This window comes from Streptomyces sp. A18 (genome assembly GCF_059026065.1).
The window spans coordinates 1-24,259 of record NZ_JBWLKL010000023.1; the positions used below are offsets into that span (position 1 = coordinate 1).

The window sequence follows — 24,259 nt, forward strand, 5'->3', positions numbered from 1 at the left end:
GAACGTGGTCTTGCCCACGCCGAAGCCGCCCGCCACCACGATCTTCGCGGAGGTGGTGGAGCGGGCTGTTGCTCCGCTGCTAGAGCTTGCGAAGTCCACTGAGCACCCTTTCGAGCAGTGTCACGTCAGGCTGACCGCCGGCGTTCTCGTCGCCGCCGGGCTGGTGAATGGCGACGAGCCCGGCCTCGGCCAGGTCGGCCACGAGGATCCGGGCCACGCCGAGGGGCATGGAGAGCAGCGCCGACACCTCGGCCACCGACTTGACCTCACGGCAGAGGTGGCAGATGCGCTGGTGCTCCGGGAGCAGCCCCATCAGCTGCGCCGGGTCGGCCGTCGTGCTTACCAGCGCCTCTATCGCGAGCTGGTAGCGGGGCCTGGTCCGGCCGCCGGTCATCGCGTAAGGACGCACCAGCGGCTGGTCGCCTTCAATGCCGTACGACGCGTGAGAGCCGTACGGGTCGTGAGAGGCGTTGGGCGGGGTCATGGATCCTCCGGGCGGGACAGCAGGTGGTCTGCGTGCCGTCTGATAGAGCCGGTGGGGGGCACCAGGTTGGCCGGACGGTGGTCAGTACGTTCGGTCGGTGGGGCGGCCGATGGAGAGAGCTAGTGCAACAGGCTGCCCTGCAGTTCGGCGCGGAGGTCCGGGGTGAGGACGGCGCCCGCGCGGTCGACGAGGAGCGCCATCTCGTATCCGACGAGGCCGATGTCGCACTCGGGGTGCGCGAGCACGGCCAGGGACGAACCGTCGGAGACCGACATGAGGAAAAGGAACCCCCGCTCCATTTCCACCACGGTCTGGGTGACGGCCCCGCCCTCGAAGATCCGGGAGGCCCCGGCGGTGAGCGAGGTCAGGCCCGACGCGACCGCGGCCAGCTGGTCGGCGCGGTCACGCGGGAAGCCCTCGGACATCGCCAGAAGGAGGCCGTCGGCGGAGACCACGACCGTGTGGGACACCCCGGGGGTGTTGTCCACGAAGTTCGTGATCAACCAGTTCAGATTCTGTGCCGCCTGGCTCGGACTCAACTAACGCTCCTGCTGGTGAGTGGGGAAGCTGCCGGTCTGGCCGGTACCGGCCTGGCGACCCTGCTGGATGCCCCGACGGAGATTCGTCAGCCGGCCGCGCACGTCGTCGGGCGCACGCGAGACCTGCGGACCTGTGCTGTCCTGCTGCTGCTGTGCCGTACCCGCGACGAGGTTGGCGCGCGGGACGCGGCGCGGCAGGCCGGACGTGGTGACGCCACCTGCGGACGGCTGCCGGACGCGCTCGGCCTGTCGGCCCAGCTCGTCGTTGGGCGAGGTGCGCCAGGATGCGGCGCTGCCGTTCGTGACGTGGTTGCCGTTCCCGGTTCCGTTGGACGCGGGGGCGGGAGCTGCGGCCGGGCGCTGCGGCGCGGCCGGGTTCTGCGGCTGCTGACCCTGGGGCCGCGACGGAAGCGGCGACGAGGGCTGCGGGCGCTGCGGACGCTGGGGCTGCTGCTGCTCGGGGGTGCCGGGCGCGGGGGTGCCGTTGCCGCCCTGCGGGCTCTGCTGCCCTTGCTGCTGCTGCTGCTGCTGCTGCTGGAACCAGTTGGTCTCCAGCGTGTCGAACAGCGGGGTGCGGCCGTCGCCGGGACCGGCGGGCGGGAGCCCCTCCGGCTGCACGGGCTGCTGGGGCTGCGCGGGCTGCTGGGGCACCGGCGGGAGACCCTGCTGACCCGGGCCCTGACCCTGACCCTGAGCCGGGCCCTGACCACGCCCAGGCGCGTCGCCCGCGTCACGGCCACCGCGCTGCTGCGGGGCATGCGCACCGGGAGTACCGCCGTTGTAACCGGGGGCGCTGGTGCCGGGACGCTGGAACTGCCCCGTACCGGAGGACGAGGAGGCGTCCTGGCCACCGAAGACGTCCGGACGGACGAACTGACCGGTGCCCTGCTGGCCGTCCTGACCCTGACCCTGACCCTGACCCGTGCCGGGCGGCGGCCCGTTGAAGTCGGGCCGCGCGAACTCGGCGGTCGAGCCGGGGCCCTGCGCGCCTGCCGCGGTGTGCGGGAACTGCCCGGTGGACTCCGGCTCCTCGTGCCCGCGCGGGGTGTCGAAGGGCTCGCGCGAGACCTGCGGCTGGGCGTTCTCGTCGCTCCAACTGGGCACGCGCGGCTGCGGGTTGCCCCCGGGAAGCTCGGCACGCGGACCACCGCGCGGCGGCAGCTGCGGCCTGCGCCCCTGGTCACCGGCGTCGTGCGCGGCGGGGTTCACGGGCCCTGCGGGGTTCACCGGATTCGTACGCTGCTGAGGTACGGGAGGCTTCGGCGCGGCACCCTGACCGCGGCCACCGCCCTGCCCGCCCCCGAAGAGACTGCCACCGGAACCGCCTGGGGCACCGGCGCCCTGTCCGGGCGGCCCCTGCCGGGAAGGCTGCTGGCCGGAGGGACCTGCCGGAGCGGACGGCGAACCGGTCCGCGCGCCGGCGTCACGCGCGGGCAGCGCGGCCCGCGGCCCCGAACCCGTGACCTGACCACGGGGCGGAGGACCGGCGCCGAGCCGGCCCGCGGAACCCGCCGAGCCGGGCGCGCCGTTGCCGCCGCCGTTCCCGGCACCGACTCCACGACGCGCTGCCGCGGCACCGGCGGATGCCTGCGCGGCTACGGGGCCACCGCCCTGGCCGGGCGCGGGAGCGCCGGGCTTGTTCGGCGCCTTCTTGCCGCCCTGGGCGACATCGATGGGCAGCATGACGAGCGCGGTGGTGCCGCCGGAGTCCGAGGGACGGAGCTGGATGCGGATGCCGTGACGCTGCGACAGACGGCCGACCACGAACAGACCCATGCGGCGCGAGACCGAGACGTCCACGGTGGGCGGCGACGCGAGCCGCTCGTTGATCGCGGCGAGGTCCTCGGGCGAGAGGCCGATGCCGGTGTCGTGGATCTCGATGAGCACACGCCCGTCGGGCAGCGCGTGACCGGTGACCTTGACCTTGGTCTGCGGCGATGAGAACGACGTCGCGTTCTCGAGCAGCTCGGCGAGCAGGTGCACGAGGTCGTTGACCACGCGGCCCGCGACCTCGGTCGTCGGCACGGCGGAGAGCTCGATGCGCTCGTACTGCTCCACCTCGGACGCGGCGGCACGCAGCACGTCGACGAGCGGAACGGGCCGGGTCCAGCGGCGGCCGGGCTCTTCACCGGCGAGAACGAGGAGGTTCTCGCCGTTACGGCGCATGCGGGTCGCGAGGTGGTCGAGCTTGAAGAGCGAGGACAGCTGGTCCGGGTCGGCCTCGCGCGACTCCAGCTCGGAGATGAGCGAGAGCTGGCGCTGGATGAGGCCCTGCGAACGGCGCGAGAGGTTGGTGAACATCGCGTTGACGTTGCCTCGCAGGAGCGCCTGCTCGGCGGCGAGGCGGACGGCCTCGCGGTGCACGTCGTCGAAGGCCGCGGCCACCTGGCCGATCTCGTCCCGGGAGTGCACACCGACGGACTCGACGGAGGTGTCGACGTCCTGCGGGTCGGCCTCGGAGAGCTGCTTGACCAGCTCGGGCAGGCGGTCCTGGGCGACCTTGGTCGCGGTGTCCTGGAGGCGCCGCAGCGAGCGGATCATGGACCGGGCCACGACGAAGGCGCCGACGAGCGAGACGCCGAGGACGAGCAGGATCAGCGCACCGTTGAGGATGGCGGCCTGCTCGGACTCGTTGCGCAGCTCGCGGGCCTTCTGCTCCATCTCGTTGAGCAGCGTGAGCTCGATCTTGGACATCGCGTCGATCTTGGTGGTGTCCTCGTCCACCCAGTCCTTGTACGACCGCTTGTCCTGGAGCTTGATGCCGCCCTCCTGCTCAAGCACGCGCTTGGCGTAGGAATCGGCGCCCTTGATGGCGGCGTTGCCGCCGTCGATGGGCTTGGTGAGCTCGTCGGGATTGCCCGCGTAGATGCCCTTGAAGGCGTCCAGCTGGGAGTTCTCCTTGTCGAGCGCGGAGAAGCCGTAGCGACGGTCGGTCTCGGAGATCTTGCCGAAGGTCGAGTCGCCCGCCGGAAGTGCCGCCGCGATCACGGCGCGCTGCACCGACGCGTACTCCTTGGCGGAGGAGAAGGCCGTCAGAGCACGGGTGCGCTGGATCATGTCCGGGTTGCTGGTCGCCTGCGCCATGTCCGAGGACAGCGAGAGCAGCTGCTCGATGAGCTGGCTGTAGGCGTCGACCGTCTGGGAGGTGGAGCCCGCGTCGTCGTAGGCGTCCTTGCGGACCCTGTTGATCTGCTGGAGCTGCTGGGTGATCTCGACGGTGTTCGCCCGTACGCCGAGGAGGCCCTTGTCGCCGTCGGTGTTGTCGAGGTCCTGCGTCTCCTGGAGGAAGCGGTTGTAGGCGCGGTCGGTCTTCTGCCGGGCGCCCTTGACCACGTAGTCCGAGGAGTTCGCGCCGTGCGCGAGGGGGCCTGCCGAGCGGTCGCGCTCCTCCTGGAGCGCGGAGGCCAGCTCGGTGGCCCGCTTGGTCATGTCCGTCAGCAGCTTCATGTTGTTGAGCTGCTGGATCTCGTCCATCGACTCGTTGATACGCAGAGCGCCGAGGGAGGTCGCGGTGATCACGGGGAGCGCGAGCAGCGAGACCAGTCGGGTGGAGATGCGCCAGTTGCGCAGGGCTATTCGGGAGCCGGGGCCTGTGGGCGACTTCACCGTGCCCGTCGTGCCCGTCGAGCTGCCGGAGTTCGAGGCGGTCGTGGACAGACTCCCGCCGCCGGCTCCGCGCACGGCTCCGAGGCCGTTGTCGCCGGACGGTACCTGCCCGGGGTTCTGGGCGTGCTGGGGCGAGGAGCCGCGGTCGGTCCCGCCGCGCTCCGGCTCCGCCGCAGCGCTGCTGCCATCCCTCTTGAAACGTCCCTGCACTAGCGTCGCAACCTCTGGACCAGGCGTCCCTCCGCACAAACGGCGGGACGGTGTCGGCGTCGTGGGGCGCAAAGCGCCCCATGGTGGTCGTGAGTGACCGGCGCTGCTCCCCTTTCCCGCCGCCACTCGGCGCTGCGTTGCGCCCCTGCGCGCCGGTTCGATCCCGCGGCGGTCCCGGGAATTCCAGCACAGTGCAGGATCTCCAACAAGGCCCGTGTGTCGCGTCGCGACCTCCGTGACAGGGCGTGAGTGCCGCGTCACGAGACGTAGAAAGTGATCCGGGGCAAAACGGTCGATTGGGCCCAGGAAAGCTATGGGTGTGGGGTGTCCCAGTCTTCATGATCGGGAGCGGAATGATGGGTTCAGTAGTGCAATGTCCGATTCCAACAAGCCCTTCACCGGCCTGAATTGACCCATTTGCCCGCTCGGTCGTGAGCAAACTCACATCAAGATCAAGGCCTCATCCGGGCTTTGGCCGGGAATTGGATGTTTAGCCTGACGCTTTACAGGGATGGCGAATCCGACAACCCGCGTCCTCCGTACGACGCCTCAACTGACAGGGCACGAACAGCAGATGAAGACTGTGAAGTCGGCGATGTTCCGCAACATAGCCAACCCGCGCCGCACCACCCTCGCCCACCTCACGGACGCACAGGAGGTCGCCCCGGCCGCCGAGCAGCCGGACCACGCCCTGGAGCTCCCCACGGTGACGGCGAACCCCCGCCGCACGGTCCTGATGGACGCCCCCGAGGCTTTCAGCCCGTCGGCGGCCTGAGCCTCGACGCGCCGGGGGGCAGCCCGTCCGGAGTCCGAGGACGAGCGCGCGGCGTGATCGACGGCGGTCGAAGCCGCAGGGTCACGGGAGGCTTGGCGGCACACGGCCACGTTAGCCTGGGGTGTCAGACTCTCCCTCCAGCAAAGGGCACCGCTCTTGCGCATCGCCAGGTTCTCCATCGACGGCAACGTCGCCTTCGGCGCGGTCGAGGGCGAAAGTCCCCCCGGAACGACCGATGGGCTCGTCCTCGACATCATCAAGGGCATCCCGTTCGCGGACTTCGAGCTCTCCGGCACGAAGGTCCCGCTGAGCAAGGTCAGGCTGCTGCCGCCGGTGCTCCCCAACAAGGTCGTGGGCATCGGCCGCAACTACGCGGACCACGCGGCGGAGCTCGGCAACGAGGTCCCGGACACCCCGGTCGCCTTCTTCAAGCCGTCCACGTCGGTGATCGGCCCCGGCGACTCCATCGCGTACCCCTCCTTCTCGCAGGACGTGCACTACGAGGCCGAGCTGGCCGTGGTCATCGGCCGCATGTGCCGCGAGGTCCCGCGCGAGCGTGCCCGTGACGTCATCCTCGGCTACACCTGCGCGAACGACGTCACCGCGCGTGACGTCCAGAAGCGCGAGAACCAGTGGGCCAGGGCCAAGGGCTTCGACAGCTCCTGCCCGCTCGGCCCCTGGGTGGAGACCGAGCTCGACCCCTCCGACCTCACCATCCAGTGCACGGTCAACGGCGAACAGCGCCAGCTGGGGCGTACGGCCGAGATGGTCCGCTCCATCGAGGACCTGATCGTGCACATCTCCGAGGCCATGACGCTGCTCCCGGGCGACGTCATCCTCACGGGCACCCCGGCAGGGGTCGGCCCCCTCAACGTCGGCGACGAGGTCGCCGTCACCATCGAAGGCATCGGCACTCTCACCAACAAGGTGATCAAGCGTGGCTAACGCGACCCCCGTACGCGTACGGTTCTGTCCCTCGCCGACCGGCAACCCCCACGTGGGCCTGGTTCGCACCGCTCTCTTCAACTGGGCCTACGCCCGGCACAACGAGGGCTCCCTGGTCTTCCGCATCGAGGACACCGACGCGGCCCGCGACTCCGAGGAGTCGTACGAGCAGCTGCTCGAGGCGATGCGCTGGCTGGGCTTCGACTGGGACGAGGGCCCCGAGGTCGGCGGCCCGCACGAGCCGTACCGCCAGTCGCAGCGCATGGACATCTACCAGGACGTCGCGCAGAAGCTCCTGGACGCCGGCCGCGCGTACTACTGCTACTGCTCCACGGAGGAGCTGGACACCCGCCGCGACGCCGCCCGCGCCGCCGGCAAGCCGTCCGGCTACGACGGCCACTGCCGCGACCTCACGACCGAGCAGCGTGCCGCGTACGAGACGGAGGGCCGCAAGCCCATCGTCCGCTTCCGCATGCCCGACGAGGCGATCACGTTCACGGACCTGGTCCGCGGCGAGATCACGGTCCAGCCGGAGAACGTCCCGGACTACGGCATCGTCCGCGCCAACGGAGCGCCGCTCTACACCCTGGTGAACCCGGTCGACGACGCCCTGATGGAGATCACCCACGTCCTGCGCGGCGAGGACCTGCTCTCCTCGACCCCGCGCCAGATCGCGCTGTACGCCGCTCTGGCCGACCTGGGCATCGCCAAGGAGACCCCGGCCTTCGGCCACCTCCCGTACGTGATGGGCGAGGGCAACAAGAAGCTGAGCAAGCGCGACCCCCAGGCCTCGCTCAACCTCTACAGGGAGCGCGGCTTCCTCCCCGAGGGCCTGCTGAACTACCTCTCCCTCCTGGGCTGGTCGTTCTCCGCGGACCAGGACGTCTTCTCGATCCCGGACATGGTCGCGAAGTTCGACCTCGCGGACGTGAACGCCAACCCGGCCCGCTTCGACCTGAAGAAGGCCGAGGCGATCAACGCCGACCACATCCGCATGCTGGACGTGAAGGCGTTCGCGGCGGCCTGCGAGCCGTGGCTGAAGGCCCCGCACGCCAACTGGGCCCCCGAGGCGTTCGACCAGGCGGCCTGGGAGGCCATCGCCCCGCACGCCCAGACCCGCATCAAGGTCCTCTCCGAGATCACGGAGAACGTGGACTTCCTCTTCCTGGACGAGCCCGTCGAGGACGAGGCTTCCTGGACGAAGGCCATGGGCAAGGGCGACCCGGCCGCCCTCCTGACGACGGCCCGCGCCAAGCTGGCCGACGCCGACTGGACGGACCCGGAGTCCCTCAAGAACGCGGTCCTGGCCGCCGGCGAGGAGCACGGCCTGAAGCTCGGCAAGGCGCAGGCCCCGGTCCGCGTCGCAGTCACCGGCCGCACCGTCGGCCTGCCCCTCTTCGAGTCCCTGGAGATCCTGGGCAAGGAGAAGTCACTGTCCCGCATCGACGCGACCCTGACGAAGCTGGCCGCGTAGGCGCGTAAGCACGTACGCACAGAACGAAGGGCCCGGAAGCCTCCACGGCTGCCGGGCCCTTCGCGTACGTTCAGAGCATGCCGATCAAAGCCGTGGTCTGGGACGTAGACGACACGATCTTCGATTACGCGCACGCCGACACCACCGGCATGCACGCCCACCTCACCGCCGAAGGACTCCTCGAGCGGTACGAGACCGCGGAGCGCGCCCTCGTCCTGTGGAAAGAGATCACCGAGCGCCACTGGGCACGCTTCAGTGCCGGAGGGATCGAATTCGAGGCCCAGCGCCGCGACCGCGTACGCGATTTCCTGGACGCCGTCCTGACCGACGAGGAGGCGGACGCCTGGTTCGGGCGTTATCTCGGTCACTACGAATCCGCCTGGTCCCTCTTCCCGGACACGCTCCCCACCCTGGACGCCCTCGCGGGGGACTACCGCCACGCGGTCCTGTCCAATTCCGCTCTGGTCGTCCAGGAGCGCAAGTTGAGCGTCCTCGGGGTACGCGACCGCTTCGAAGCCGTCCTGTGCGCGGCCGAACTCGGCGTCTCCAAGCCCGCGGCCGAGGCCTTCCTCGCGGTGTGCACGGCGATGGAGCTGCGGCCCGACGAGATCGCCTACGTGGGGGACCAGCCGGAGATCGACGCCCGAGGCGCCCGTGACGCGGGACTTCTCGGGATCTGGCTCGACCGCAACAGCGCATCCCAGGAAGGGCCGTCGGGCGTGCACCGCATTACGCGTCTCGCCGAGCTGCCGGCGCTGCTCCGCGCCGATACCCGTTTTGGAGCGCCGTCCACCTTCGGGTAATGTTCTTCCTGCGCCGCCCGAGAAGGCCGAAAGGTCCGAACAGGAAGCGCAAGTCGAGCAAGACTCCCGCAAGGGGTTGCGTATCGATGGCCTATGGTGTAATTGGCAGCACGACGGTTTCTGGTTCCGTTAGTCTAGGTTCGAGTCCTGGTAGGCCAGCTCGCAGAGCTTATCTGCAACGCCCCCGTTGTGTAGCGGCCTAGCACGCCGCCCTCTCAAGGCGGTAGCGCCGGTTCGAATCCGGTCGGGGGTACAGATCCTTCCCATGGAAGCAGTCCGGGTCGCACCCACTGCTACCGATGCAGGATCGCTAGGGCCCCCGTTGTGTAGCGGCCTAGCACGCCGCCCTCTCAAGGCGGTAGCGCCGGTTCGAATCCGGTCGGGGGTACGCAAGGTCTAGCTGGTCTAGACCACTGTGGGCTATGGTGTAATTGGCAACACGACGGTTTCTGGTTCCGTTGTTCTAGGTTCGAGTCCTGGTAGCCCAGCGCAGTACAGCAGCAAAAGCTAGCCCCCGTTGTGTAGCGGCCTAGCACGCCGCCCTCTCAAGGCGGTAGCGCCGGTTCGAATCCGGTCGGGGGTACGCGAAGTGCAAGGGGCCTTCCCGCAAGGGAGGGCCCCTTCGCCGTTCCCGCTCCCGGTCTTCCGTGTGGTCAACCCTCTTGCCCGTAGCGGCGGTTGGACTCCTCGGCCTGGGCGAGCCTGCGCAGGCTCAGCAGGACCGGTTCGTACAGCACGGTGAGGGCGACCGCCGCCTCCAACTGCTCGTCGGGCGACTCGTACCGCTCCACCAAGTCCAGGTCGGCGACGGCCAGTTGCCCCGCTGAGCGCGCGTAGGGCGCCAAGTCGTCGACGGCGCAGGGGTATCCGAGCCTGCTGAGCGTCGCGACCGCCGTCACGAGCATTCCGTACGCCGGTGAATCGGGCCCGTAGCCCTGTCCGTACTGCCAGCCGATTCGCTCGAGGAGTGCGTCGGCCGTGTGGCGTGCCGTCGTCGTCGCCGGATCGTCCTCGACGGGCTCGGGGCCGTGGGGGAGCGCCCAGACCGCGGTGCCCAGGCGGGAGTTGTGGTCCAGGGAGTCGTCCTCCAGGGCCGTGAGCACCTCCCGGGCGGACGCGATCGGCACCCGGCCCACCTGGATGAGCGCCCGTACGAGGCGCAGCCGCTGCAGGTGCTTCTCGTCGTACTCGGCCTGCGTCGCGCTCACGCGGCGGCCCGGCGGGAGCAGGCCCTCGCGCAGGTAGTACTTGATCGTGGCCGTCGAGATCCCGCTGCGCGTGCTGAGTTCCGCCAGTCTCATCGGCTCGCTTCTCCTCTTTCCCTCTTGCACATCCGCTTGGGTAGTGACACTATCCAATCATGGATAGCGGAGCTATCCAACGCTCTCTGAAGGGGGAACCATCGTGAGCACCAAGCCGATCGAAGGGCGCATGACCGCCGACGCGCAGGGCGGTGTCACCGTCTTCCACATCGGGATGCGCATCAACAACTTCCGTGCCGTGCGCAGCTGGTGGCCCGTCTTCCTGGCGATGCCGCGGATGCTCAAGGAGCTGTCCAAGGACCGGGAGAGCGGCATGCTGGGCTACCGGCTGCTGTTCGGCGGACTGCGGGTGATCTACGTCGTGCAGTACTGGGATTCCTCGGAGAAGCTCCTCGCCTACGCGTCCGCCCAGGGTAAGGAGCACCGGCCCGCCTGGGCCGCCTTCAACCGGCGGATACGGGAAGGCAAGGGGAAGGTCGGCTTCTGGCACGAGACGTATGTCGTGCCGGCCGGCGCCCATGAGGCCGTGTACGTGAACATGCCGGAGTTCGGCCTGGGCCAGGCCATCGGTGTGGTGCCGGTCGGCCGCCGCGGAGACAGGGCCGGTGACCGCCTCAAGGCGGCCTGAGCACGGACAGGGAACGCCCGAGGGGCCGCCGCGGCGTTGAGGCGGCTCCTCGGGCGTTCTGTCTGCGGTCTGTGGGTGGTGCGGTTCAGCCCGTGCGGCGCAGCGCCTCGGACAGTCGCCCCGCGGCGTCGATGATGGCCTGGGCGTGCATCCGGCCGGGGTGGCGCGTGAGGCGCTCGATCGGCCCGGAGACCGAGACGGCGGCGACCACGCGGTTCGAGGGGCCGCGCACGGGGGCGGAGACGGACGCGACGCCCGGCTCCCGCTCGCCGATCGACTGGGCCCAGCCACGGCGGCGTACACCCGAAAGGGCCGTGGCCGTGAAGCGGGCGCCCTGGAGGCCGCGGTGCAGGCGCTCCGGCTCCTCCCAGGCCATCAGGATCTGGGCGGAGGAGCCGGCCTTCATCGTGAGCGTCGAGCCGACCGGGACCGTGTCCCGCAGGCCCGAGAGGCGCTCGGCCGCTGCCACGCAGATGCGCATGTCGCCCTGGCGGCGATAGAGCTGCGCGCTCTCGCCCGTCACGTCACGCAGGTGCGTGAGGACCGGGCCCGCCGTGGCGAGCAGGCGGTCCTCGCCGGCCGCCGCCGCGAGTTCCGCGAGCCGCGGGCCGAGAATGAAACGGCCCTGCATGTCGCGCGCCACCATCCGGTGGTGTTCCAGTGCCACAGCGAGGCGATGTGCCGTGGGTCGTGCGAGTCCGGTGGCCGCGACCAGACCCGCGAGGGTGGCCGGGCCGGACTCCAGGGCGCTCAAGACGAGAGCCGCCTTGTCGAGAACGCCGACGCCGCTAGAGTTGTCCATGCGTCGATACTCGCGTCTCACTCTGTGAAACGCAAGTTCAATTTTCCATGGAACACGTCACCCTGTAGGTGCGATCCGCGGACCAACGGAAAGCGGTCCACGCACGGCACGAGGGGTACGGGCGTGGACGAACAATTCTCTAGTTGGGCCGGCCCAACACAGCCGGTCGGAGGGAAAGCGATGGGTAGGACACTCGCGGAGAAGGTCTGGGACGACCACGTCGTCCGGCGCGCCGAAGGCGAGCCCGACCTCCTCTTCATCGATCTGCACCTGCTGCACGAGGTGACGAGCCCACAGGCCTTCGACGGCCTGAGGCAGGCAGGCCGACCGGTGCGGCGGCTCGACCTCACCATCGCGACCGAGGATCACAACACCCCGACCCTCGACATCGACAAGCCCATCGCGGACCCGGTCTCGCGGGCGCAGTTGGAGACGCTGCGCAAGAACTGCGCGGAGTTCGGCGTGCGTCTGCACTCGCTGGGCGACGTCGAGCAGGGCGTCGTCCACGTGGTGGGCCCGCAGCTGGGCCTGACCCAGCCCGGCACCACCGTGGTCTGCGGCGACTCCCACACCTCCACGCACGGTGCCTTCGGCGCGCTGGCGTTCGGCATCGGCACCTCCCAGGTCGAGCACGTCCTGGCGACGCAGACGCTGCCGATGGCGCCCCCGAAGACCATGGCCATCACCGTCGACGGCGAACTGCCCGACGACGTCACGGCCAAGGACCTGATCCTCGCCATCATCGCCAAGATCGGCACCGGCGGCGGCCAGGGCTACGTCCTGGAGTACCGCGGCTCGGCCATCGAGAAACTCTCGATGGAGGCCCGCATGACCATCTGCAACATGTCGATCGAGGCCGGTGCCCGCGCGGGCATGATCGCCCCGGACGCGACCACCTTCGACTACATCGAGGGCCGCGACCACGCCCCGAAGGGCGAGGAGTGGGACGCGGCGGTCGCGTACTGGAAGACCCTGAAGACGGACGAGGACGCGGTCTTCGACGCAGAGGTCTACATCGACGCCACCAAGCTCGCGCCGTTCGTCACCTGGGGCACCAACCCGGGCCAGGGCGCGCCGCTCTCGGCGCAGGTCCCCGATCCTGCTTCGTACGAAGACGCGTCGGAGCGGTACGCCGCTGAAAAGGCCCTGGAATACATGGGGTTGACCGCAGGGCAGGCGCTGCGCGACATCAAGGTCGACACCGTCTTCGTAGGTTCGTGCACCAACGGCCGCATCGAGGACCTGCGTGCGGCGGCCTCCATCGTCGAGGGCCGCAAAGTCGCCGACGGCGTACGGATGCTGGTCGTTCCCGGCTCGGTCCGGGTCGCTCTCGAGGCCGTCGCCGAGGGCCTGGACAAGGTCTTCACCGCTGCGGGCGCCGAATGGCGGCACGCGGGCTGCTCGATGTGCCTGGGCATGAACCCCGACCAACTGGCTCCCGGCGAGCGCTCCGCGTCGACGTCCAACCGCAACTTCGAGGGCAGGCAGGGCAAGGGCGGCCGGACCCATCTGGTGTCGCCCCAGGTGGCCGCGGCCACCGCGGTGACGGGCCACCTGGCCTCGCCCGCCGACCTGACCGACGCCCCCGCGACCGCCGGAGTCTGAGAGCCATGGAAGCATTCACCACGCACACCGGCCGGGCCGTACCGCTGCGCCGCAGCAACGTCGACACCGACCAGATCATCCCCGCCCACTGGCTGAAGAAGGTCACCCGGGACGGATTTGAGGACGGGCTCTTCGAGGCCTGGCGCAAGGACGGCGAGTTCGTCCTGAACAGGCCCGAACGGCAGGGCGCGACCGTCCTGGTCGCAGGTCCCGACTTCGGAACGGGCTCCTCGCGCGAGCACGCCGTGTGGGCGCTGCAGAACTTCGGCTTCAAGACCGTCATCTCCTCGCGCTTCGCCGACATCTTCCGCGGCAACTCGCTGAAGAACGGCTTGCTGACCGTCGTACTCGACCAGCAGGTCGTGGACGCGCTCTGGGCGCTGACGGAGGCCGACCCGCAGGCCGAAATCACCGTTGACCTGCAGGATCGCCAGGTTCGCGCCGAGGGGATCACCGCCGACTTCGACCTCGACGAGAACGCCCGCTGGCGTCTTCTGAACGGCCTGGACGACATCAGCATCACGCTCCAGAACGAGCCGGCCATCGCCGCGTACGAGTCGAAGCGCCCCTCGTACAAGCCGCGGACGGTGCAGGTCTGACACCCCCGCAACACCCCGGTGTACCCCCAATCGTGGACGGTTGGGGGTACATCTGTGTCTGCCCCCTGTGACCTGCCCGATGACCTGAACGGGTGGTCTCAACTCCCTTGATTCGGCAGGCAGAAGAGGCTTGAAATCCCCTTGTACTCGCATCGACCGGGTACCCTCAGGAGGGCGCCGGATGTGGGTAGTTACCCCCTGCGGAGGCGACAACTCGCCCCAGATGGCACAATCGGTGCATGGAACGTGACAGCCAACTCGAGCTCTACGGGCTTGTTGCGGACCAACTGAAGGAAGCGCACTCAAGGGTGCGTGCACTGCAAGTCCCGGAGGGCGTACGGATGGCGCTGACCCGGAAGCTGCTGGTCATTACGGCCGCGGCCAAACACGATCTCGCCGATGCGGCAAGGCGTCTGGAGCGATTGATGGAGTCCATCGACGAAGCTGACGAGGGCCGATTCCCCGAAGACACCTGAGCCGCAAGGCTCAAACGACCCTTCGAGGAGCCCTTCGAGGAACTCATGGACAGTCGAGTTCGTTGCGGCACAAGGGTGATTAGCCCGTTTCGTGTTTGATTTGCGGTATATATCTGCCTAACGTGCGAAAAAGCCTGGCGAATACGCTCGGGCGAGGTCTCCGAAGGGGAAGACGTGAACAAGGCGCAGCTCGTAGAAGCGATTGCCGACAAGGTGGGTGGCCGCCAGCAGGCCGCCGACGCCGTGGACGCGGTTCTGGACGCGGTCGTCCGTGCCGTGGTCAGCGGAGACCGTGTTTCGGTCACCGGATTCGGCTCGTTCGAGAAGGTTGACCGTCCGGCCCGTTACGCCCGCAACCCGCAGACCGGGGAGCGCGTTCGGGTCAAGAAGACCTCGGTTCCGCGCTTCCGCGCAGGACAGGGCTTCAAGGACCTGGTCAGCGGCTCGAAGAAGCTCCCGAAGAACGACGTCGCGGTCAAGAAGGCGCCCAAGGGCAGCCTTTCGGGCGGTGGCGCTTCGGCGACCGTGAAGAAGGCCGCGGCCAAGAAGGCCACCGCCAAGAAGGCGACGGCCAAGAAGGCCGCCACCGCCAAGAAGGCCACCGCCAAGAAGACGACGGCGACGGCGAAGAAGGCGACCGCCAAGAAGACCACGGCCAAGAAGGCGACGGCCAAGAAGGCGACCACGGCCAAGAAGGCGACGGCGAAGAAGACCACCGCCAAGAAGGCCACCGCCAAGAAGACCGCGCCGGCCAAGAAGGCCACCGCCAAGAAGGCGCCCGCCAAGAAGTCGACGGCGCGCAAGACCACCGCCAAGAAGGCGACCGCCCGCAAGAAGTAAGGGCACGAGGGCACTCACGCGCCGGGCCGGGCTCCCAGTGGGGAGCCCGGCCCGCGGCGTGTGCGGGGCCCGGATGGGGCTCCGAGGAGCCCCGAGGAGCCTTGGCTCAGAACGTCTGCAGCGTCACCAGGGTGATGCGGCGCTGCTCGCCCTCTCCCTCGACCTCGATCCGCACCCGCTGGCCGGGCCTCAGCAGCCGTAGGCCGCCCGCGTCGAACGCCGGGGGGTCGAAGGGCACCGGAGTGCCGTCGTCGAGCAGCACGCTGCCGCTGCGGGTCTCGGGGTCGTACGTGTACGCGGTCGCCTGCATGGGCGAAGCGTACTCAGTCGGCGATCTCAGTCGGCGATCAGCAGCCTCGCGGCGGCCGTCGCCGTGCGTGGTCCGACGCCCAGTGCGAGGGCGGCCCGCAGGTCGTCGCCGGTGTCCACGTCCTGGCGTACGGAGTCGACGCCGTCGAGTGGTAGTTCCACCGCCCCGGAAGCCGCGTGGCGGGAACGGGAAGCCTCTCCGAATGCGGGGCGCAATTCCATGCCGGGGGCCGCGGACAGCAGAGTCGTCCCGATTCCTGCGGCATCCGTGAGGAATGAGCGGGGAAATCGGGCCGCGCCGTCGAGTACCCGGGCCAATTCCAAGGGTCGCAGCGCAGGGAGATCCGCATTCAGTGCCGCGACGGCCGATTCGGGGCGCACGACGCGCACGGCCGCCGTTCCGTGCCGCAGGGCGGCGTTGAGGCCCCCCGAGGGCTCGTCCCGTACGATCCGGGCCCCCAGCGACCCGAGCTCGCGCCCGGCGAGGTGGTCGTCCGTGACGACCACCACATCCCGTACCGCGGGACAGGCGACCGCGGCGGCCACGGTGTCCTGCGCGAAGGCGAGGGCGAGGCCGGGGCGCAGGGTGTCGCCGGTGGTGGCGGTGAGCCTGCTCTTGGCGCGCTCCAGCGGTTTCAGGGGTATCACCAGGGTCCACTGCACGGGTGGCGGCTCCGTCCTTCGCGTCGGGCCCATTGTGACCTGCTGGGCGGGGCACTACCGGGGCCGGGTTGCGGGGGCGGGCGTACGGTGTTCTCGACAGACAGGCAGCCTGGGGCGACACTTGTGCGGCCGACCAGGTTCATGGAGGAAGGTGTCCGAGTGTCCCGCCGCAGAATCGGCTTCTGGTACCGCTTGGCGGCGGTCATCGCCAAACCGCCGCTGGTGGTTTTCTTCAAGCGGGACTGGCGGGGAATGGAACACATTCCGGCCGACGGCGGATTCATCACGGCGGTGAATCACAACTCGTATATCGACCCCCTGTCGTACGCGCATTTTCAGTACAACACCGGACGAGTGCCGCGTTTCCTGGCAAAGGACGGCCTTTTCAAGGACGGTTTCGTCGGCAAGGTCATGAAGGGCACCGGCCAGATCCCGGTCTACCGCGAGACCACGAACGCGCTCGACGCCTTCCGTGCCGCGGTCGACGCGATCGAGCGCGGTGAATGCGTGGCCTTCTACCCCGAAGGCACCCTCACCAGGGACCCCGAGATGTGGCCGATGACGGCCAAGTCCGGTGCCGCGCGGGTCGCCCTGCGCACCAAGTGCCCGGTGATTCCCGTCGCCCAGTGGGGCGCCAACCTCGCGCTTCCGCCGTACAGCAAGAAGCTCAGCCTCTTCCCGCGCAAGAAGCTCCAGGTGCTCGCGGGCGAACCGGTCGACCTCTCGCGCTTCTACGGCAAGGAGCCGACCCCCGAGACCCTGCGCGAGGTGACCGAGACCATCATGGCCGCGGTCACCGAACTCCTGGAGGAGATCCGGCAGGAGAAGGCCCCCGCGACCCCGTACGACCCGCGCAAGGCGCGGCTCGCGCAGCGGCGGAAGGCGGCGGACCGCAGCGGCCGGAGCATCGTGCAGAACATCCCCGAGAACACCACCACCCCCAAGAACACCACCACGGAGGACAGCAAGTGACGAACCCGGTGAAGGCCGCCGTCTTCGGAACGGGCTCTTGGGGTACGGCCTTCGGCATGGTGCTCGCCGACGCCGGGTGCGACGTCACCCTGTGGGGCCGTCGCGCCGAACTCGTCGACGCCGTCAACTCCTCGCGCAGGAACCCCGACTACCTCCCCGGTGTCGAACTCCCGGCGAACATCAGGGCGACCACCGACCCGGCCGAGGCCGCGGCCGACGCCGACTTCACCGTGCTCGCCGTGCCCTCGCAGACGCTGCGCGGCAACCTCGCCGAGTGGGCGCCGCTGCTCGCCACCGACACCGTGCTCGTCTCCCTCATGAAGGGCGTCGAACTGGGCTCCGCGATGCGGATGAGCGAGGTCATCGAGGACGTCACGAAGGTCGCCGCCGACCGCGTCGCCGTCGTCACGGGACCCAACCTCGCCCGCGAGATCGCCGCACGGCAGCCCGCTGCCGCCGTGGTCGCCTGCCGCGACGAATCGATCGCGCAGCGCCTCCAGACCGCCTGCCACACCCCGTACTTCCGCCCGTACACGAACACGGACGTCGTCGGCTGCGAACTCGGCGGCGCCGTCAAGAACGTCATCGGTCTCGCCGTCGGCATCGCGGACGGCATGGGCCTGGGCGACAACGCCAAGGGCTCGCTCATCACCCGCGGCCTCGCCGAGACCACTCGCCTGGGCCTGGCGATGGGCGCGGATCCGCTGACGTTCTCCGGGCTCGCGGGCCTGGGCGACCTGGTGGCCACCTGCTCGTCACCGCTCTCGCGCAACCACACCTTCGGCACGAACCTCGGCAAGGGCATGACGCTGGAGGAGACCATCGCGGTCACCAAGCAGACCGCCGAGGGCGTCAAGTCCTGTGAGTCGGTGCTCGATCTGGCCCGCAGGCACGGCGTCGACATGCCCATCACCGAGACGGTCGTGGGCATCGTGCACGAGGGGACGCCGCCGGTGGTCGCCCTCAAGGAGCTGATGTCGCGCAGCGCCAAGCCCGAGCGCCGCTGACTCCGCGCGGGGCCAGCGGGTACCCTCAAGCCGATATGAGCAGCGAGAACCTCCCCCAGAGCCCCGAGCCGCACCCCGAGCAGAGCTCTGAGCTGCCGCTCCGCAAGCCGCGTGTGGCCGTCGTGTTCGGCGGCCGCAGCTCGGAGCACGGCATCTCAGTCGTCACGGCGGGCGCCGTACTGCGTGCCATCGACCGCACCAAGTACGACGTCCTGCCCATCGGCATCACGACGGACGGCCGCTGGGCCCTGACCGCCGACGATCCCGAGCGTATGGCGATCACCGACCGCCAGGTGCCCAACGTCGACGCGCTCGCCGAGTCGGCGGACGGCGGCGTCGTGATGCCCCTGGACCCGGGCAACCGCGAGGTCGTCTACAGCGAGCCCGGCTCCGTGCCCAAGGCCCTCGGTGAGGTCGACGTCGTCTTCCCGATGCTGCACGGCCCCTACGGCGAGGACGGCACGCTCCAGGGGCTCCTGGAGCTCTCTGGAGTGCCCTACGTGGGCGCCGGAGTGCTCGCCTCGGCCGTCGGCCAGGACAAGGAGTACATGAAGCGGGTCTTCACCTCCTTCGGGTTGCCCGTCGGCCCGTACCTGGTGATCCGCCCGCGCGAGTGGGACCGCGACCAGGAAGGCGCCCGCAAGAAGATCGCGGAGTTCGCCGGCGACCACGGCTGGCCGCTGTTCATCAAGCCCGCGCGCGGCGGCTCCTCGATGGGCATCACGAAGGTCGACTCCTTCGAGGGCCTCGACGACGCGATCGACGAGGCCCGCCGCCACGACCCCAAGATCCTCGTCGAGTCGCTCCTGCGCGGCCGCGAGATCGAGTGCGGGGTCCTGGAGTTCGAGGACGGACCGCGCGCGAGCGTGCCCGCCGAGATCCCGCCGGTGCAGTCGCACGACTACTACGACTTCGAGGCGAAGTACATCGACTCGACGCCCGGGATCGTGCCCGCCCCGCTGACGCCCGAGCAGACCGCCGACATCCAGCGGCTCGCGGTCGACGCCTTCGAGGCGACGTCCTGCGAGGGCCTGGTGCGCGCGGACTTCTTCCTCACCGAGGACGGGCAGTTCGTGATCAACGAGATCAACACGATGCCGGGCTTCACGCCCATCTCGATGTACCCGAAGATGTGGGAAGCGAGCGGCGTCAGCTACCCGGAGCTGGTGGACCGCCTCGTGCAGGCGGCCCTCAACCGCTCCACGGGTCTTCGCTAGCCCTCAGGGGGCCTACGCGATCCCCTTGGGGATCGTCTTCTTGATGGGGGCGGCGAAGTCCGTCAGCGGGCTCACGCCGCTCCCCGCACGCTCATTGGGCAGCGTGACCTCCACGTACGCCTTGCGCAGCGTGGAGGTGAAGCGGAACGAGCCGTCGTCCTGCTCGTCGAGCAGCCAGTTGACGCCGTCCGCCGTCACGCCGTCCGCCTCGGGGTTGTTCATCTCGGTCGGTCTGGCGACACCGCAGCGCAGTATGATCGCCGGGTCTCCCCACCCGGCGGTCAGCTCCGACTTCGGCTCGGGATCAACGCGTCCCAGACCGTCCACCTTCTTCGGCAGCTGCTTGTCCAGGTTCCGGCACAGTTCGGTGACCTTGCTGTCCGGGGTGGGAACCGCAGCCTTCACCGCTTCGTCTGCTGAGGAGCAGCCCGCGGACGCGATCAGCAGTGCGAGAGCGGGGGCCGAGACGAGGCAGCGACGCCGGCGACGGGAAATCTTCACCGGCCAAGGGTAGACGGGGGCTACAGGTGCACGACGGGGCAGGTCAGGGTCCGGGTGATGCCGTCCACTTGCTGGACTTTGGCGACCACCATGCGGCCGAGTTCGTCCACCGTGTCCGCCTGGGCGCGCACGATGACATCGTAGGGTCCGGTCACGTCCTCGGCCTGGATGACTCCTGGGATCTTGCCGATCAGCTCGGCGACGGTCGACGCCTTGCCGACCTCTGTTTGGATCAGGATGTACGCCTGTACCACGGAACCTCCAGGGCGGCCACGAGGATCATGTGGGGAGAAGGGACGCCACGGTACCGCGTCGCCGCTTCTCACGGGGAGACCCGGGTGAGCTGTGGCGCGCACATCGCGGTGGACGGGCAACAGAAGTTGACGGTCATATCGACCGTACCTATGACAGTGACGGCTCGCGACCGCAAGCCGAGCAGCGTGAAAGGGCATGGTGAGTCCCGGTGAAGGGAACCGTCGGCGAGTTGGGGGAGTTCGGGCTCATCAGGGAACTCACATCGCGGCTCACCTCCACTCCGGCCGTCCGGCTCGGTCCGGGTGATGACGCCGCCGTCGTGTCGGCGCCGGACCGCAGAGTCGTGGCCAGTACCGACATCCTCCTCGAAGGGCGGCACTTCCGCCGCGACTGGTCGACCGCGTACGACGTGGGCCGCAAGGCCGCCGCGCAGAACCTCGCGGACATCGCCGCCATGGGCGCCGTACCGACCGCGCTCCTGCTCGGCCTGGTCGTGCCCGCCGAACTCCCCGCGAGCTGGCCCACCGAGCTCATGGACGGCCTGCGGGACGAATGCCAGGTCGCGGGAGCGGCGGTCGTGGGCGGCGACGTCGTACGCGGCGACACGATCACCGTCGCGATCACCGCGCTCGGCGATCTGCGCAACCACGAACCGGTCACCCGCGCGGGCGCCCAGCCCGGCGATGTCGTCGCCGTCACCGGCTGGTTGGGCTGGTCCGCCGCAGGGCACGCGGTCCTCTCGCGCGGCTTCCGCTCGCCCCGCGCCTTCGTGGAGGCCCACCGCAGGCCCGAACCGCCGTACCACGCGGGCCCCGCGGCGGCCGGCCTCGGCGCGACCTCGATGACGGACGTGAGCGACGGGCTCATCGCCGACCTCGGCCACATCGCCGAGTCGAGCAAAGTACGCATCGACATCCGCTCCGGAGACGTCGACGTGCCCTCCCAGATGAACGACATCGGCCAGGCCGTCGGCGTCGACCCCCTGCAGTGGGTGCTCAACGGCGGCGAGGACCACGCGATCGTGGCGACGTTCCCGCCGGACGTGAAACTGCCCGCCCGCTGGAAGGTCATCGGCGAGGTCCTCAACCCCTCGGCGCTGCCGCAGGTGACGGTGGACGGGGCGCCCTGGACCAGCAAGGGCTGGGACCACTTCGGCGACAACCTCGAGGACTGAGCATGACGGTGTCCTCAGCGTCCTCAGCGTCCTCAGCGTCGTCAGCGCCCCCGCGCGTCCTGACCGTCGCCGGGTCCGACTCCGGCGGCGGCGCGGGCATCCAGGCGGACTTGAAGACGATGCTGGCGCTCGGCACGCACGGCATGAGCGTCGTCACCGCCGTCACCGCGCAGAACTCCCTTGGCGTACAAGGCTTTTGGGAGCTGCCGGTGGAGGCGGTGCGCGCGCAGTACAGGAGCGTCGTCGACGACATCGGCGTCCAGGCCGTGAAGACCGGCATGCTGGCATCGGCCGAACTGGTCGAGACGGTGGCCGAGTTGATCGCCGGGACGGACGCCCCCTCGGTCGTCGACCCGGTGGGCGTCTCCAAGCACGGCGACTCGCTCCTCGCCGCATCCGCGCTCGACTCGGTCCGTACGAAGCTGCTCCCGGTCGCCACGGTCGCGACCCCGAACCTCGACGAGGTCGCACAGCTCACCGGCGTCCAGGTCGAGTCCGAGGACGGGATGCGGCGTGCGGCGGCGGCCCTCCTCGCGTACGGCCCGCAGTGGGCGCTCATCAAGGGCGGCCACCTGCGGGGCGACGCGGTGGACCTGCTCACCGACGGCTCCGACGAGCACTGGCTGCGCGCCCCCCGCCACGACAACCGCCACACGCACGGCACGGGCTGCACCCTCGCCAGCGCGATCGCCTCGCACCTGGCGAAGGGCCTGCCGGTGCCGGAGGCCGTCGCGGCGGCGAAGGAGTACGTGACCGGGGCGATCGAGGCCGGGTTCGCGCTCGGGGGCGGGATCGGGCCTGTGGATCATGGGTGGCGGTTCCGGGAGCGGTAAGTACTGGCGGGTGCTTTCGGGCACACAGACGGGTGCTTTCGGGCACACAAAAGAGCCGGTCCCCCGAAGGGGACCGGCTCTTTTAGCAACCAGCTAGGTGGCCGCGCTTACTTGCGTCAGCGCGAGACCTTGCCGGCCTTGATGCACGAGGTGCAGGCGTTGAGCCGCTTCGGCGTCCCGCTGACCACGGCACGAACGCGCTGGATGTTCGGGTTCCAGCGACGGGACGTACGGCGGTGAGAGTGCGAGATGTTGTTGCCGAAGCTCGGCCCCTTGCCGCAGACGTCGCAGTTGGCAGCCACGGGTCACTCCAAGACTTCAGATGCACTTACGGTTAATCCCGGCATGCCGGGATCAGTGCAATGATCGTGGGTGGCGTTGCCAGGAGGAATGGCCCGATGGGTATCGGGCAACCGGAGCAGCATACAACGACTGCTTCGGTAGAACGAAACTACCATGTCTCGCCCCGGCCCCGCCCCGGGCCCTTCGCCCGTCCCGGTCTACGCTGCGTCCATTCCGGATGCCTTTAGGAGGCGAGCAGGTGCCGCAGAACCTCGACGCCGTCGCGGTGCGCGCCTGGTGCGGCCTCGCTCTGGACGCCCTGGGAAGGGCTCGCGAGGAGATCGACGCGATCAACGTCTATCCGGTCGCGGACGGGGACACCGGAACCAACCTCTATCTGACCGTGGAATCGGCTTCCCAGGCGGTCGACGCGGTCTTCACGGGCCTGGAGCCGACCCGCCCCGCCCTGGCCGAGGCCGTGCGGGCGATGGCGCACGGCGCGCTGATCGGGGCCCGCGGGAACTCGGGCACGATCCTGTCGCAGCTGCTGCGGGGGATGGCGCAGGTCCTCGGGGCCGACCACGACACGGAGCACGCCGACGGCCGGGCGCTTGCGCTCGCGCTGCGGCGGGCCGCGGAGTCGGCTTACCAAGCGGTCGTGCACCCCGTCGAGGGCACCGTCCTGACGGTGGCCGCCGCCGCTGCCGAAGCGGCTTCGGGTGTCGGCGGCGACTGCGGGGCGGTGGCGCGGGCCGCGTACGACGGTGCGTGCCGGGCGCTGGACGCGACTCCGGAGCAGCTCGCGGTGCTCGGCCGTGCGGGAGTGGTGGACGCCGGAGGGCGCGGGCTCGTGGCGGTGCTCGGGGCGCTCGTCGAGGCACTGTCCGGCGAGACGGTGCTCCTGAAGGCGACCGCGGGCCTCCACGCGCGCGTGGAGGCCCCGCAGGACGCCGTCGAGTGCCAGGACGTCCCGGCGGACGCCGCGGCCCCCGCCTTCGAGGTCATCTACCTCCTGGAGGCCGACGACGCGGCCGTCACGCGGCTGCGGACGCGGCTCGACGGGCTCGGTGACTCGCTCGTCGTCGTCGGCGGCGACGGGCTGTGGAACGTCCACGTCCACGTGGACGACGCTGGCGCCGCCGTCGAGGCGGGCGTCGAGGCGGGGCGGCCCCACCGCATCCGCATCACCCACTTCGGGGTGGGCGACGCGCACACCGCGGGCGCCGCGCAGCCGCCCCGGGAACGGGTGCAGCGCGGCATCGTCGCCGTCGTACCGGGGGAGGGGCTCGCGGGTCTCTACGCCGATGCCGGTGCGACGACCGTGCCCACGCGCCCCGGGGAGCCGCCCGCCAGCGGAGAGCTCGTCGACGCGATCCGGCGGGCCCACGCGCGCGAGGTGGTGCTCCTGCCGAACGACGCCGAGCTGCGCCACACCGCTGCCGCCGCCGCGGAGCAGGCCCGCACCGAAGGGGTGCGCGTCGCGCTGATCCCCACCCGGTCCGCGGTTCAAGGCATCGCGGCGCTCGCCGTGCACGAGCCGGACCGCCGCTTCGACGAGGACGTCGTCGCGATGACATCGGCGGCCGGCGCGACCCGGTACGCGGAGCTGGCCGTCGCCGAGCGGCAGTCGTGGACCATGGCGGGCATCTGCCAGGCCGGTGACGTCCTCGGCCTGATCGACGGCGATGTCGCGCTGATCGGCGACGACACGACGCGCACCGCGCGCTCCGTCCTCGACCGGATGCTGGCCGCGGGCGGCGAGATGGTCACGCTTGTGCTCGGCGACGACGTCCCGGACAGCCTCGGCGACGAGCTGGAGAAGCATGTGCGCGAGACGCATCTGGCGGTCGACACGGTGGTCTACCGCGGCGGACGCCAGTCGGCCCTGCTCCTGATCGGCGTGGAGTAGCCGCGGGACCGGCGCGCGGCAGTCGACGCTCACAACCATCCTGACCAGCTGATTTCACAGACGTACGCTGAATTGTCAGTGGTGTGGTG

25 protein-coding genes, 5 tRNA genes and 1 pseudogene are annotated in these 24,259 nt (G+C 69.8%); 20 read left to right on the forward strand and 11 right to left on the reverse strand.

Going from position 1 to position 24,259, the window contains the following annotated elements; all coding sequences use genetic code 11:
• The 4 genes and pseudogenes from AC5P1C_RS28590 to AC5P1C_RS28605 form a co-directional block, all read right to left on the reverse strand.
• Nucleotides 1-99, reverse strand: a pseudogene (locus AC5P1C_RS28590) (ATP-binding protein); the annotation flags it as partial.
• Complete coding sequence (locus AC5P1C_RS28595) at nt 80-484, reverse strand: DUF742 domain-containing protein (protein ID WP_190084712.1); 405 nt, start codon at nt 482-484, stop codon at nt 80-82. The gene AC5P1C_RS28595 and the pseudogene AC5P1C_RS28590, both read right to left, overlap by 20 nt.
• Before the next feature lie 119 nt (nt 485-603).
• Entirely contained in the window at nt 604-1,023 is a 420-nt protein-coding gene (locus AC5P1C_RS28600) for a roadblock/LC7 domain-containing protein (RefSeq protein ID WP_098244998.1), read from the reverse strand.
• Complete coding sequence (locus tag AC5P1C_RS28605; RefSeq protein ID WP_493868830.1) at nt 1,024-4,839, reverse strand: sensor histidine kinase; 3,816 nt, start codon at nt 4,837-4,839, stop codon at nt 1,024-1,026. It abuts the gene before it with no gap.
• A gap of 574 nt (nt 4,840-5,413) precedes the next feature.
• Between AC5P1C_RS28605 and AC5P1C_RS28610 the strand changes: the two genes are divergently transcribed.
• From AC5P1C_RS28610 to AC5P1C_RS28650, 9 genes are all read left to right on the forward strand, one after another.
• Nucleotides 5,414-5,614: a hypothetical protein gene (locus tag AC5P1C_RS28610; protein WP_493868831.1), complete on the forward strand. Its 201-nt coding sequence runs from the start codon at nt 5,414-5,416 to the stop codon at nt 5,612-5,614.
• 156 nt (nt 5,615-5,770) lie between these two features.
• On the forward strand, nt 5,771-6,559 hold the full coding sequence (locus tag AC5P1C_RS28615; RefSeq protein ID WP_493868832.1) for a fumarylacetoacetate hydrolase family protein: 789 nt from the start codon (nt 5,771-5,773) through the stop codon (nt 6,557-6,559).
• A complete protein-coding gene (gene gltX / locus AC5P1C_RS28620; RefSeq protein ID WP_493868833.1) occupies nt 6,552-8,033 on the forward strand; it encodes a glutamate--tRNA ligase in 1,482 nt (493 codons plus the stop codon). The genes AC5P1C_RS28615 and gltX overlap by 8 nt, the downstream gene beginning before the upstream one ends.
• Before the next feature lie 77 nt (nt 8,034-8,110).
• On the forward strand, nt 8,111-8,836 hold the full coding sequence (locus AC5P1C_RS28625) for an HAD family hydrolase (protein WP_493868834.1): 726 nt from the start codon (nt 8,111-8,113) through the stop codon (nt 8,834-8,836).
• An 87-nt stretch (nt 8,837-8,923) separates the two neighbouring features.
• Nucleotides 8,924-8,995: transfer RNA gene (locus tag AC5P1C_RS28630), tRNA-Gln, on the forward strand.
• A gap of 21 nt (nt 8,996-9,016) precedes the next feature.
• Nucleotides 9,017-9,089: transfer RNA gene (locus AC5P1C_RS28635), tRNA-Glu, on the forward strand.
• A 62-nt stretch (nt 9,090-9,151) separates the two neighbouring features.
• Nucleotides 9,152-9,224: transfer RNA gene (locus tag AC5P1C_RS28640), tRNA-Glu, on the forward strand.
• Nucleotides 9,225-9,252: 28 nt separating this feature from the next.
• A tRNA-Gln gene (locus AC5P1C_RS28645) sits at nt 9,253-9,324 on the forward strand.
• Nucleotides 9,325-9,346: 22 nt separating this feature from the next.
• Nucleotides 9,347-9,419, forward strand: a tRNA-Glu gene (locus tag AC5P1C_RS28650).
• 70 nt (nt 9,420-9,489) lie between these two features.
• Here the strand turns inward: AC5P1C_RS28650 and AC5P1C_RS28655 are convergent.
• A complete protein-coding gene (locus tag AC5P1C_RS28655; protein WP_493868835.1) occupies nt 9,490-10,137 on the reverse strand; it encodes a MerR family transcriptional regulator in 648 nt (215 codons plus the stop codon).
• A gap of 130 nt (nt 10,138-10,267) precedes the next feature.
• On the opposite strand from AC5P1C_RS28655, the gene AC5P1C_RS28660 reads away from it, so the two are divergent.
• On the forward strand, nt 10,268-10,726 hold the full coding sequence (locus tag AC5P1C_RS28660) for a DUF4188 domain-containing protein (protein WP_493868914.1): 459 nt from the start codon (nt 10,268-10,270) through the stop codon (nt 10,724-10,726).
• Nucleotides 10,727-10,811: 85 nt separating this feature from the next.
• Here AC5P1C_RS28660 and ndgR read toward each other — a convergent pair whose 3' ends face one another.
• Nucleotides 10,812-11,528: an IclR family transcriptional regulator NdgR gene (ndgR, locus tag AC5P1C_RS28665; protein WP_053137572.1), complete on the reverse strand. Its 717-nt coding sequence runs from the start codon at nt 11,526-11,528 to the stop codon at nt 10,812-10,814.
• Nucleotides 11,529-11,708: 180 nt separating this feature from the next.
• Here ndgR and leuC point away from each other — a divergent pair, with 180 nt between their 5' ends.
• The 4 genes from leuC to AC5P1C_RS28685 all read left to right on the forward strand — a co-directional run bounded on the left by leuC (nt 11,709) and on the right by AC5P1C_RS28685 (nt 15,048).
• Nucleotides 11,709-13,133 (forward strand): 3-isopropylmalate dehydratase large subunit, encoded by a 1,425-nt coding sequence (gene leuC / locus AC5P1C_RS28670; protein ID WP_493868836.1) that lies wholly within the window; start codon nt 11,709-11,711, stop codon nt 13,131-13,133.
• 5 nt (nt 13,134-13,138) lie between these two features.
• Entirely contained in the window at nt 13,139-13,732 is a 594-nt protein-coding gene (leuD, locus tag AC5P1C_RS28675) for a 3-isopropylmalate dehydratase small subunit (protein WP_493868837.1), read from the forward strand.
• Between the two features lie 239 nt (nt 13,733-13,971).
• A complete protein-coding gene (locus tag AC5P1C_RS28680; RefSeq protein ID WP_493868838.1) occupies nt 13,972-14,208 on the forward strand; it encodes an SCO5555 family protein in 237 nt (78 codons plus the stop codon).
• A gap of 174 nt (nt 14,209-14,382) precedes the next feature.
• Entirely contained in the window at nt 14,383-15,048 is a 666-nt protein-coding gene (locus tag AC5P1C_RS28685; protein WP_493868839.1) for an HU family DNA-binding protein, read from the forward strand.
• Nucleotides 15,049-15,154: 106 nt separating this feature from the next.
• Here AC5P1C_RS28685 and AC5P1C_RS28690 read toward each other — a convergent pair whose 3' ends face one another.
• Together AC5P1C_RS28690 and cofC are read right to left on the reverse strand one after the other, a co-directional pair.
• Complete coding sequence (locus AC5P1C_RS28690) at nt 15,155-15,358, reverse strand: hypothetical protein (protein ID WP_361194181.1); 204 nt, start codon at nt 15,356-15,358, stop codon at nt 15,155-15,157.
• A 26-nt stretch (nt 15,359-15,384) separates the two neighbouring features.
• Nucleotides 15,385-16,020, reverse strand: a complete 636-nt coding sequence (gene cofC / locus AC5P1C_RS28695) for a 2-phospho-L-lactate guanylyltransferase (RefSeq protein WP_493868840.1) — start codon at nt 16,018-16,020, stop codon at nt 15,385-15,387.
• Nucleotides 16,021-16,179: 159 nt separating this feature from the next.
• On the opposite strand from cofC, the gene AC5P1C_RS28700 reads away from it, so the two are divergent.
• The 3 genes from AC5P1C_RS28700 to AC5P1C_RS28710 are packed head-to-tail and all read left to right on the forward strand — an operon-like array spanning nt 16,180 to nt 19,216.
• Complete coding sequence (locus AC5P1C_RS28700) at nt 16,180-16,992, forward strand: lysophospholipid acyltransferase family protein (protein WP_493868841.1); 813 nt, start codon at nt 16,180-16,182, stop codon at nt 16,990-16,992.
• Nucleotides 16,989-17,999 carry an NAD(P)H-dependent glycerol-3-phosphate dehydrogenase gene (locus AC5P1C_RS28705; protein ID WP_493868842.1) on the forward strand — a complete coding sequence of 337 codons (1,011 nt, stop codon included), beginning with the start codon at nt 16,989-16,991 and terminating at the stop codon, nt 17,997-17,999. The genes AC5P1C_RS28700 and AC5P1C_RS28705 overlap by 4 nt, the downstream gene beginning before the upstream one ends.
• Before the next feature lie 35 nt (nt 18,000-18,034).
• Nucleotides 18,035-19,216, forward strand: coding sequence for a D-alanine--D-alanine ligase family protein (locus AC5P1C_RS28710; protein WP_493868843.1), 1,182 nt, complete (start codon nt 18,035-18,037; stop codon nt 19,214-19,216).
• A 12-nt stretch (nt 19,217-19,228) separates the two neighbouring features.
• Here AC5P1C_RS28710 and AC5P1C_RS28715 read toward each other — a convergent pair whose 3' ends face one another.
• Both AC5P1C_RS28715 and AC5P1C_RS28720 read right to left on the reverse strand, forming a co-directional pair.
• Nucleotides 19,229-19,711 (reverse strand): DUF3515 domain-containing protein, encoded by a 483-nt coding sequence (locus AC5P1C_RS28715; protein WP_493868915.1) that lies wholly within the window; start codon nt 19,709-19,711, stop codon nt 19,229-19,231.
• Nucleotides 19,712-19,737: 26 nt separating this feature from the next.
• On the reverse strand, nt 19,738-19,971 hold the full coding sequence (locus AC5P1C_RS28720) for an Lrp/AsnC family transcriptional regulator (protein WP_016642988.1): 234 nt from the start codon (nt 19,969-19,971) through the stop codon (nt 19,738-19,740).
• A gap of 209 nt (nt 19,972-20,180) precedes the next feature.
• On the opposite strand from AC5P1C_RS28720, the gene AC5P1C_RS28725 reads away from it, so the two are divergent.
• A complete protein-coding gene (locus AC5P1C_RS28725; protein WP_453400973.1) occupies nt 20,181-21,146 on the forward strand; it encodes a thiamine-phosphate kinase in 966 nt (321 codons plus the stop codon).
• A gap of 2 nt (nt 21,147-21,148) precedes the next feature.
• Nucleotides 21,149-21,979, forward strand: coding sequence for a bifunctional hydroxymethylpyrimidine kinase/phosphomethylpyrimidine kinase (gene thiD / locus AC5P1C_RS28730; protein ID WP_493868844.1), 831 nt, complete (start codon nt 21,149-21,151; stop codon nt 21,977-21,979).
• 116 nt (nt 21,980-22,095) lie between these two features.
• Here thiD and rpmB read toward each other — a convergent pair whose 3' ends face one another.
• Nucleotides 22,096-22,281, reverse strand: coding sequence for a 50S ribosomal protein L28 (rpmB, locus tag AC5P1C_RS28735; protein WP_160507429.1), 186 nt, complete (start codon nt 22,279-22,281; stop codon nt 22,096-22,098).
• A 218-nt stretch (nt 22,282-22,499) separates the two neighbouring features.
• Between rpmB and AC5P1C_RS28740 the strand changes: the two genes are divergently transcribed.
• Nucleotides 22,500-24,170, forward strand: coding sequence for a DAK2 domain-containing protein (locus tag AC5P1C_RS28740; protein WP_493868845.1), 1,671 nt, complete (start codon nt 22,500-22,502; stop codon nt 24,168-24,170).
• The last annotated feature ends 89 nt before the right edge of the window (nt 24,171-24,259 follow it).

Coding starts and splice junctions, on each gene's coding strand:
- AC5P1C_RS28595 (WP_190084712.1), bottom strand. CDS start 484: ATGACCCCGCCCAACGCCTCTCACGACCCGTACGGCTCTCACGCGTCG.
- AC5P1C_RS28610 (WP_493868831.1), top strand. CDS start 5,414: ATGAAGACTGTGAAGTCGGCGATGTTCCGCAACATAGCCAACCCGCGC.
- AC5P1C_RS28625 (WP_493868834.1), top strand. CDS start 8,111: ATGCCGATCAAAGCCGTGGTCTGGGACGTAGACGACACGATCTTCGAT.
- AC5P1C_RS28655 (WP_493868835.1), bottom strand. CDS start 10,137: ATGAGACTGGCGGAACTCAGCACGCGCAGCGGGATCTCGACGGCCACG.
- AC5P1C_RS28660 (WP_493868914.1), top strand. CDS start 10,268: ATGACCGCCGACGCGCAGGGCGGTGTCACCGTCTTCCACATCGGGATG.
- ndgR (WP_053137572.1), bottom strand. CDS start 11,528: ATGGACAACTCTAGCGGCGTCGGCGTTCTCGACAAGGCGGCTCTCGTC.
- leuC (WP_493868836.1), top strand. CDS start 11,709: ATGGGTAGGACACTCGCGGAGAAGGTCTGGGACGACCACGTCGTCCGG.
- leuD (WP_493868837.1), top strand. CDS start 13,139: ATGGAAGCATTCACCACGCACACCGGCCGGGCCGTACCGCTGCGCCGC.
- AC5P1C_RS28680 (WP_493868838.1), top strand. CDS start 13,972: ATGGAACGTGACAGCCAACTCGAGCTCTACGGGCTTGTTGCGGACCAA.
- AC5P1C_RS28690 (WP_361194181.1), bottom strand. CDS start 15,358: ATGCAGGCGACCGCGTACACGTACGACCCCGAGACCCGCAGCGGCAGC.
- AC5P1C_RS28710 (WP_493868843.1), top strand. CDS start 18,035: ATGAGCAGCGAGAACCTCCCCCAGAGCCCCGAGCCGCACCCCGAGCAG.
- thiD (WP_493868844.1), top strand. CDS start 21,149: ATGACGGTGTCCTCAGCGTCCTCAGCGTCCTCAGCGTCGTCAGCGCCC.
- AC5P1C_RS28740 (WP_493868845.1), top strand. CDS start 22,500: ATGCCTTTAGGAGGCGAGCAGGTGCCGCAGAACCTCGACGCCGTCGCG.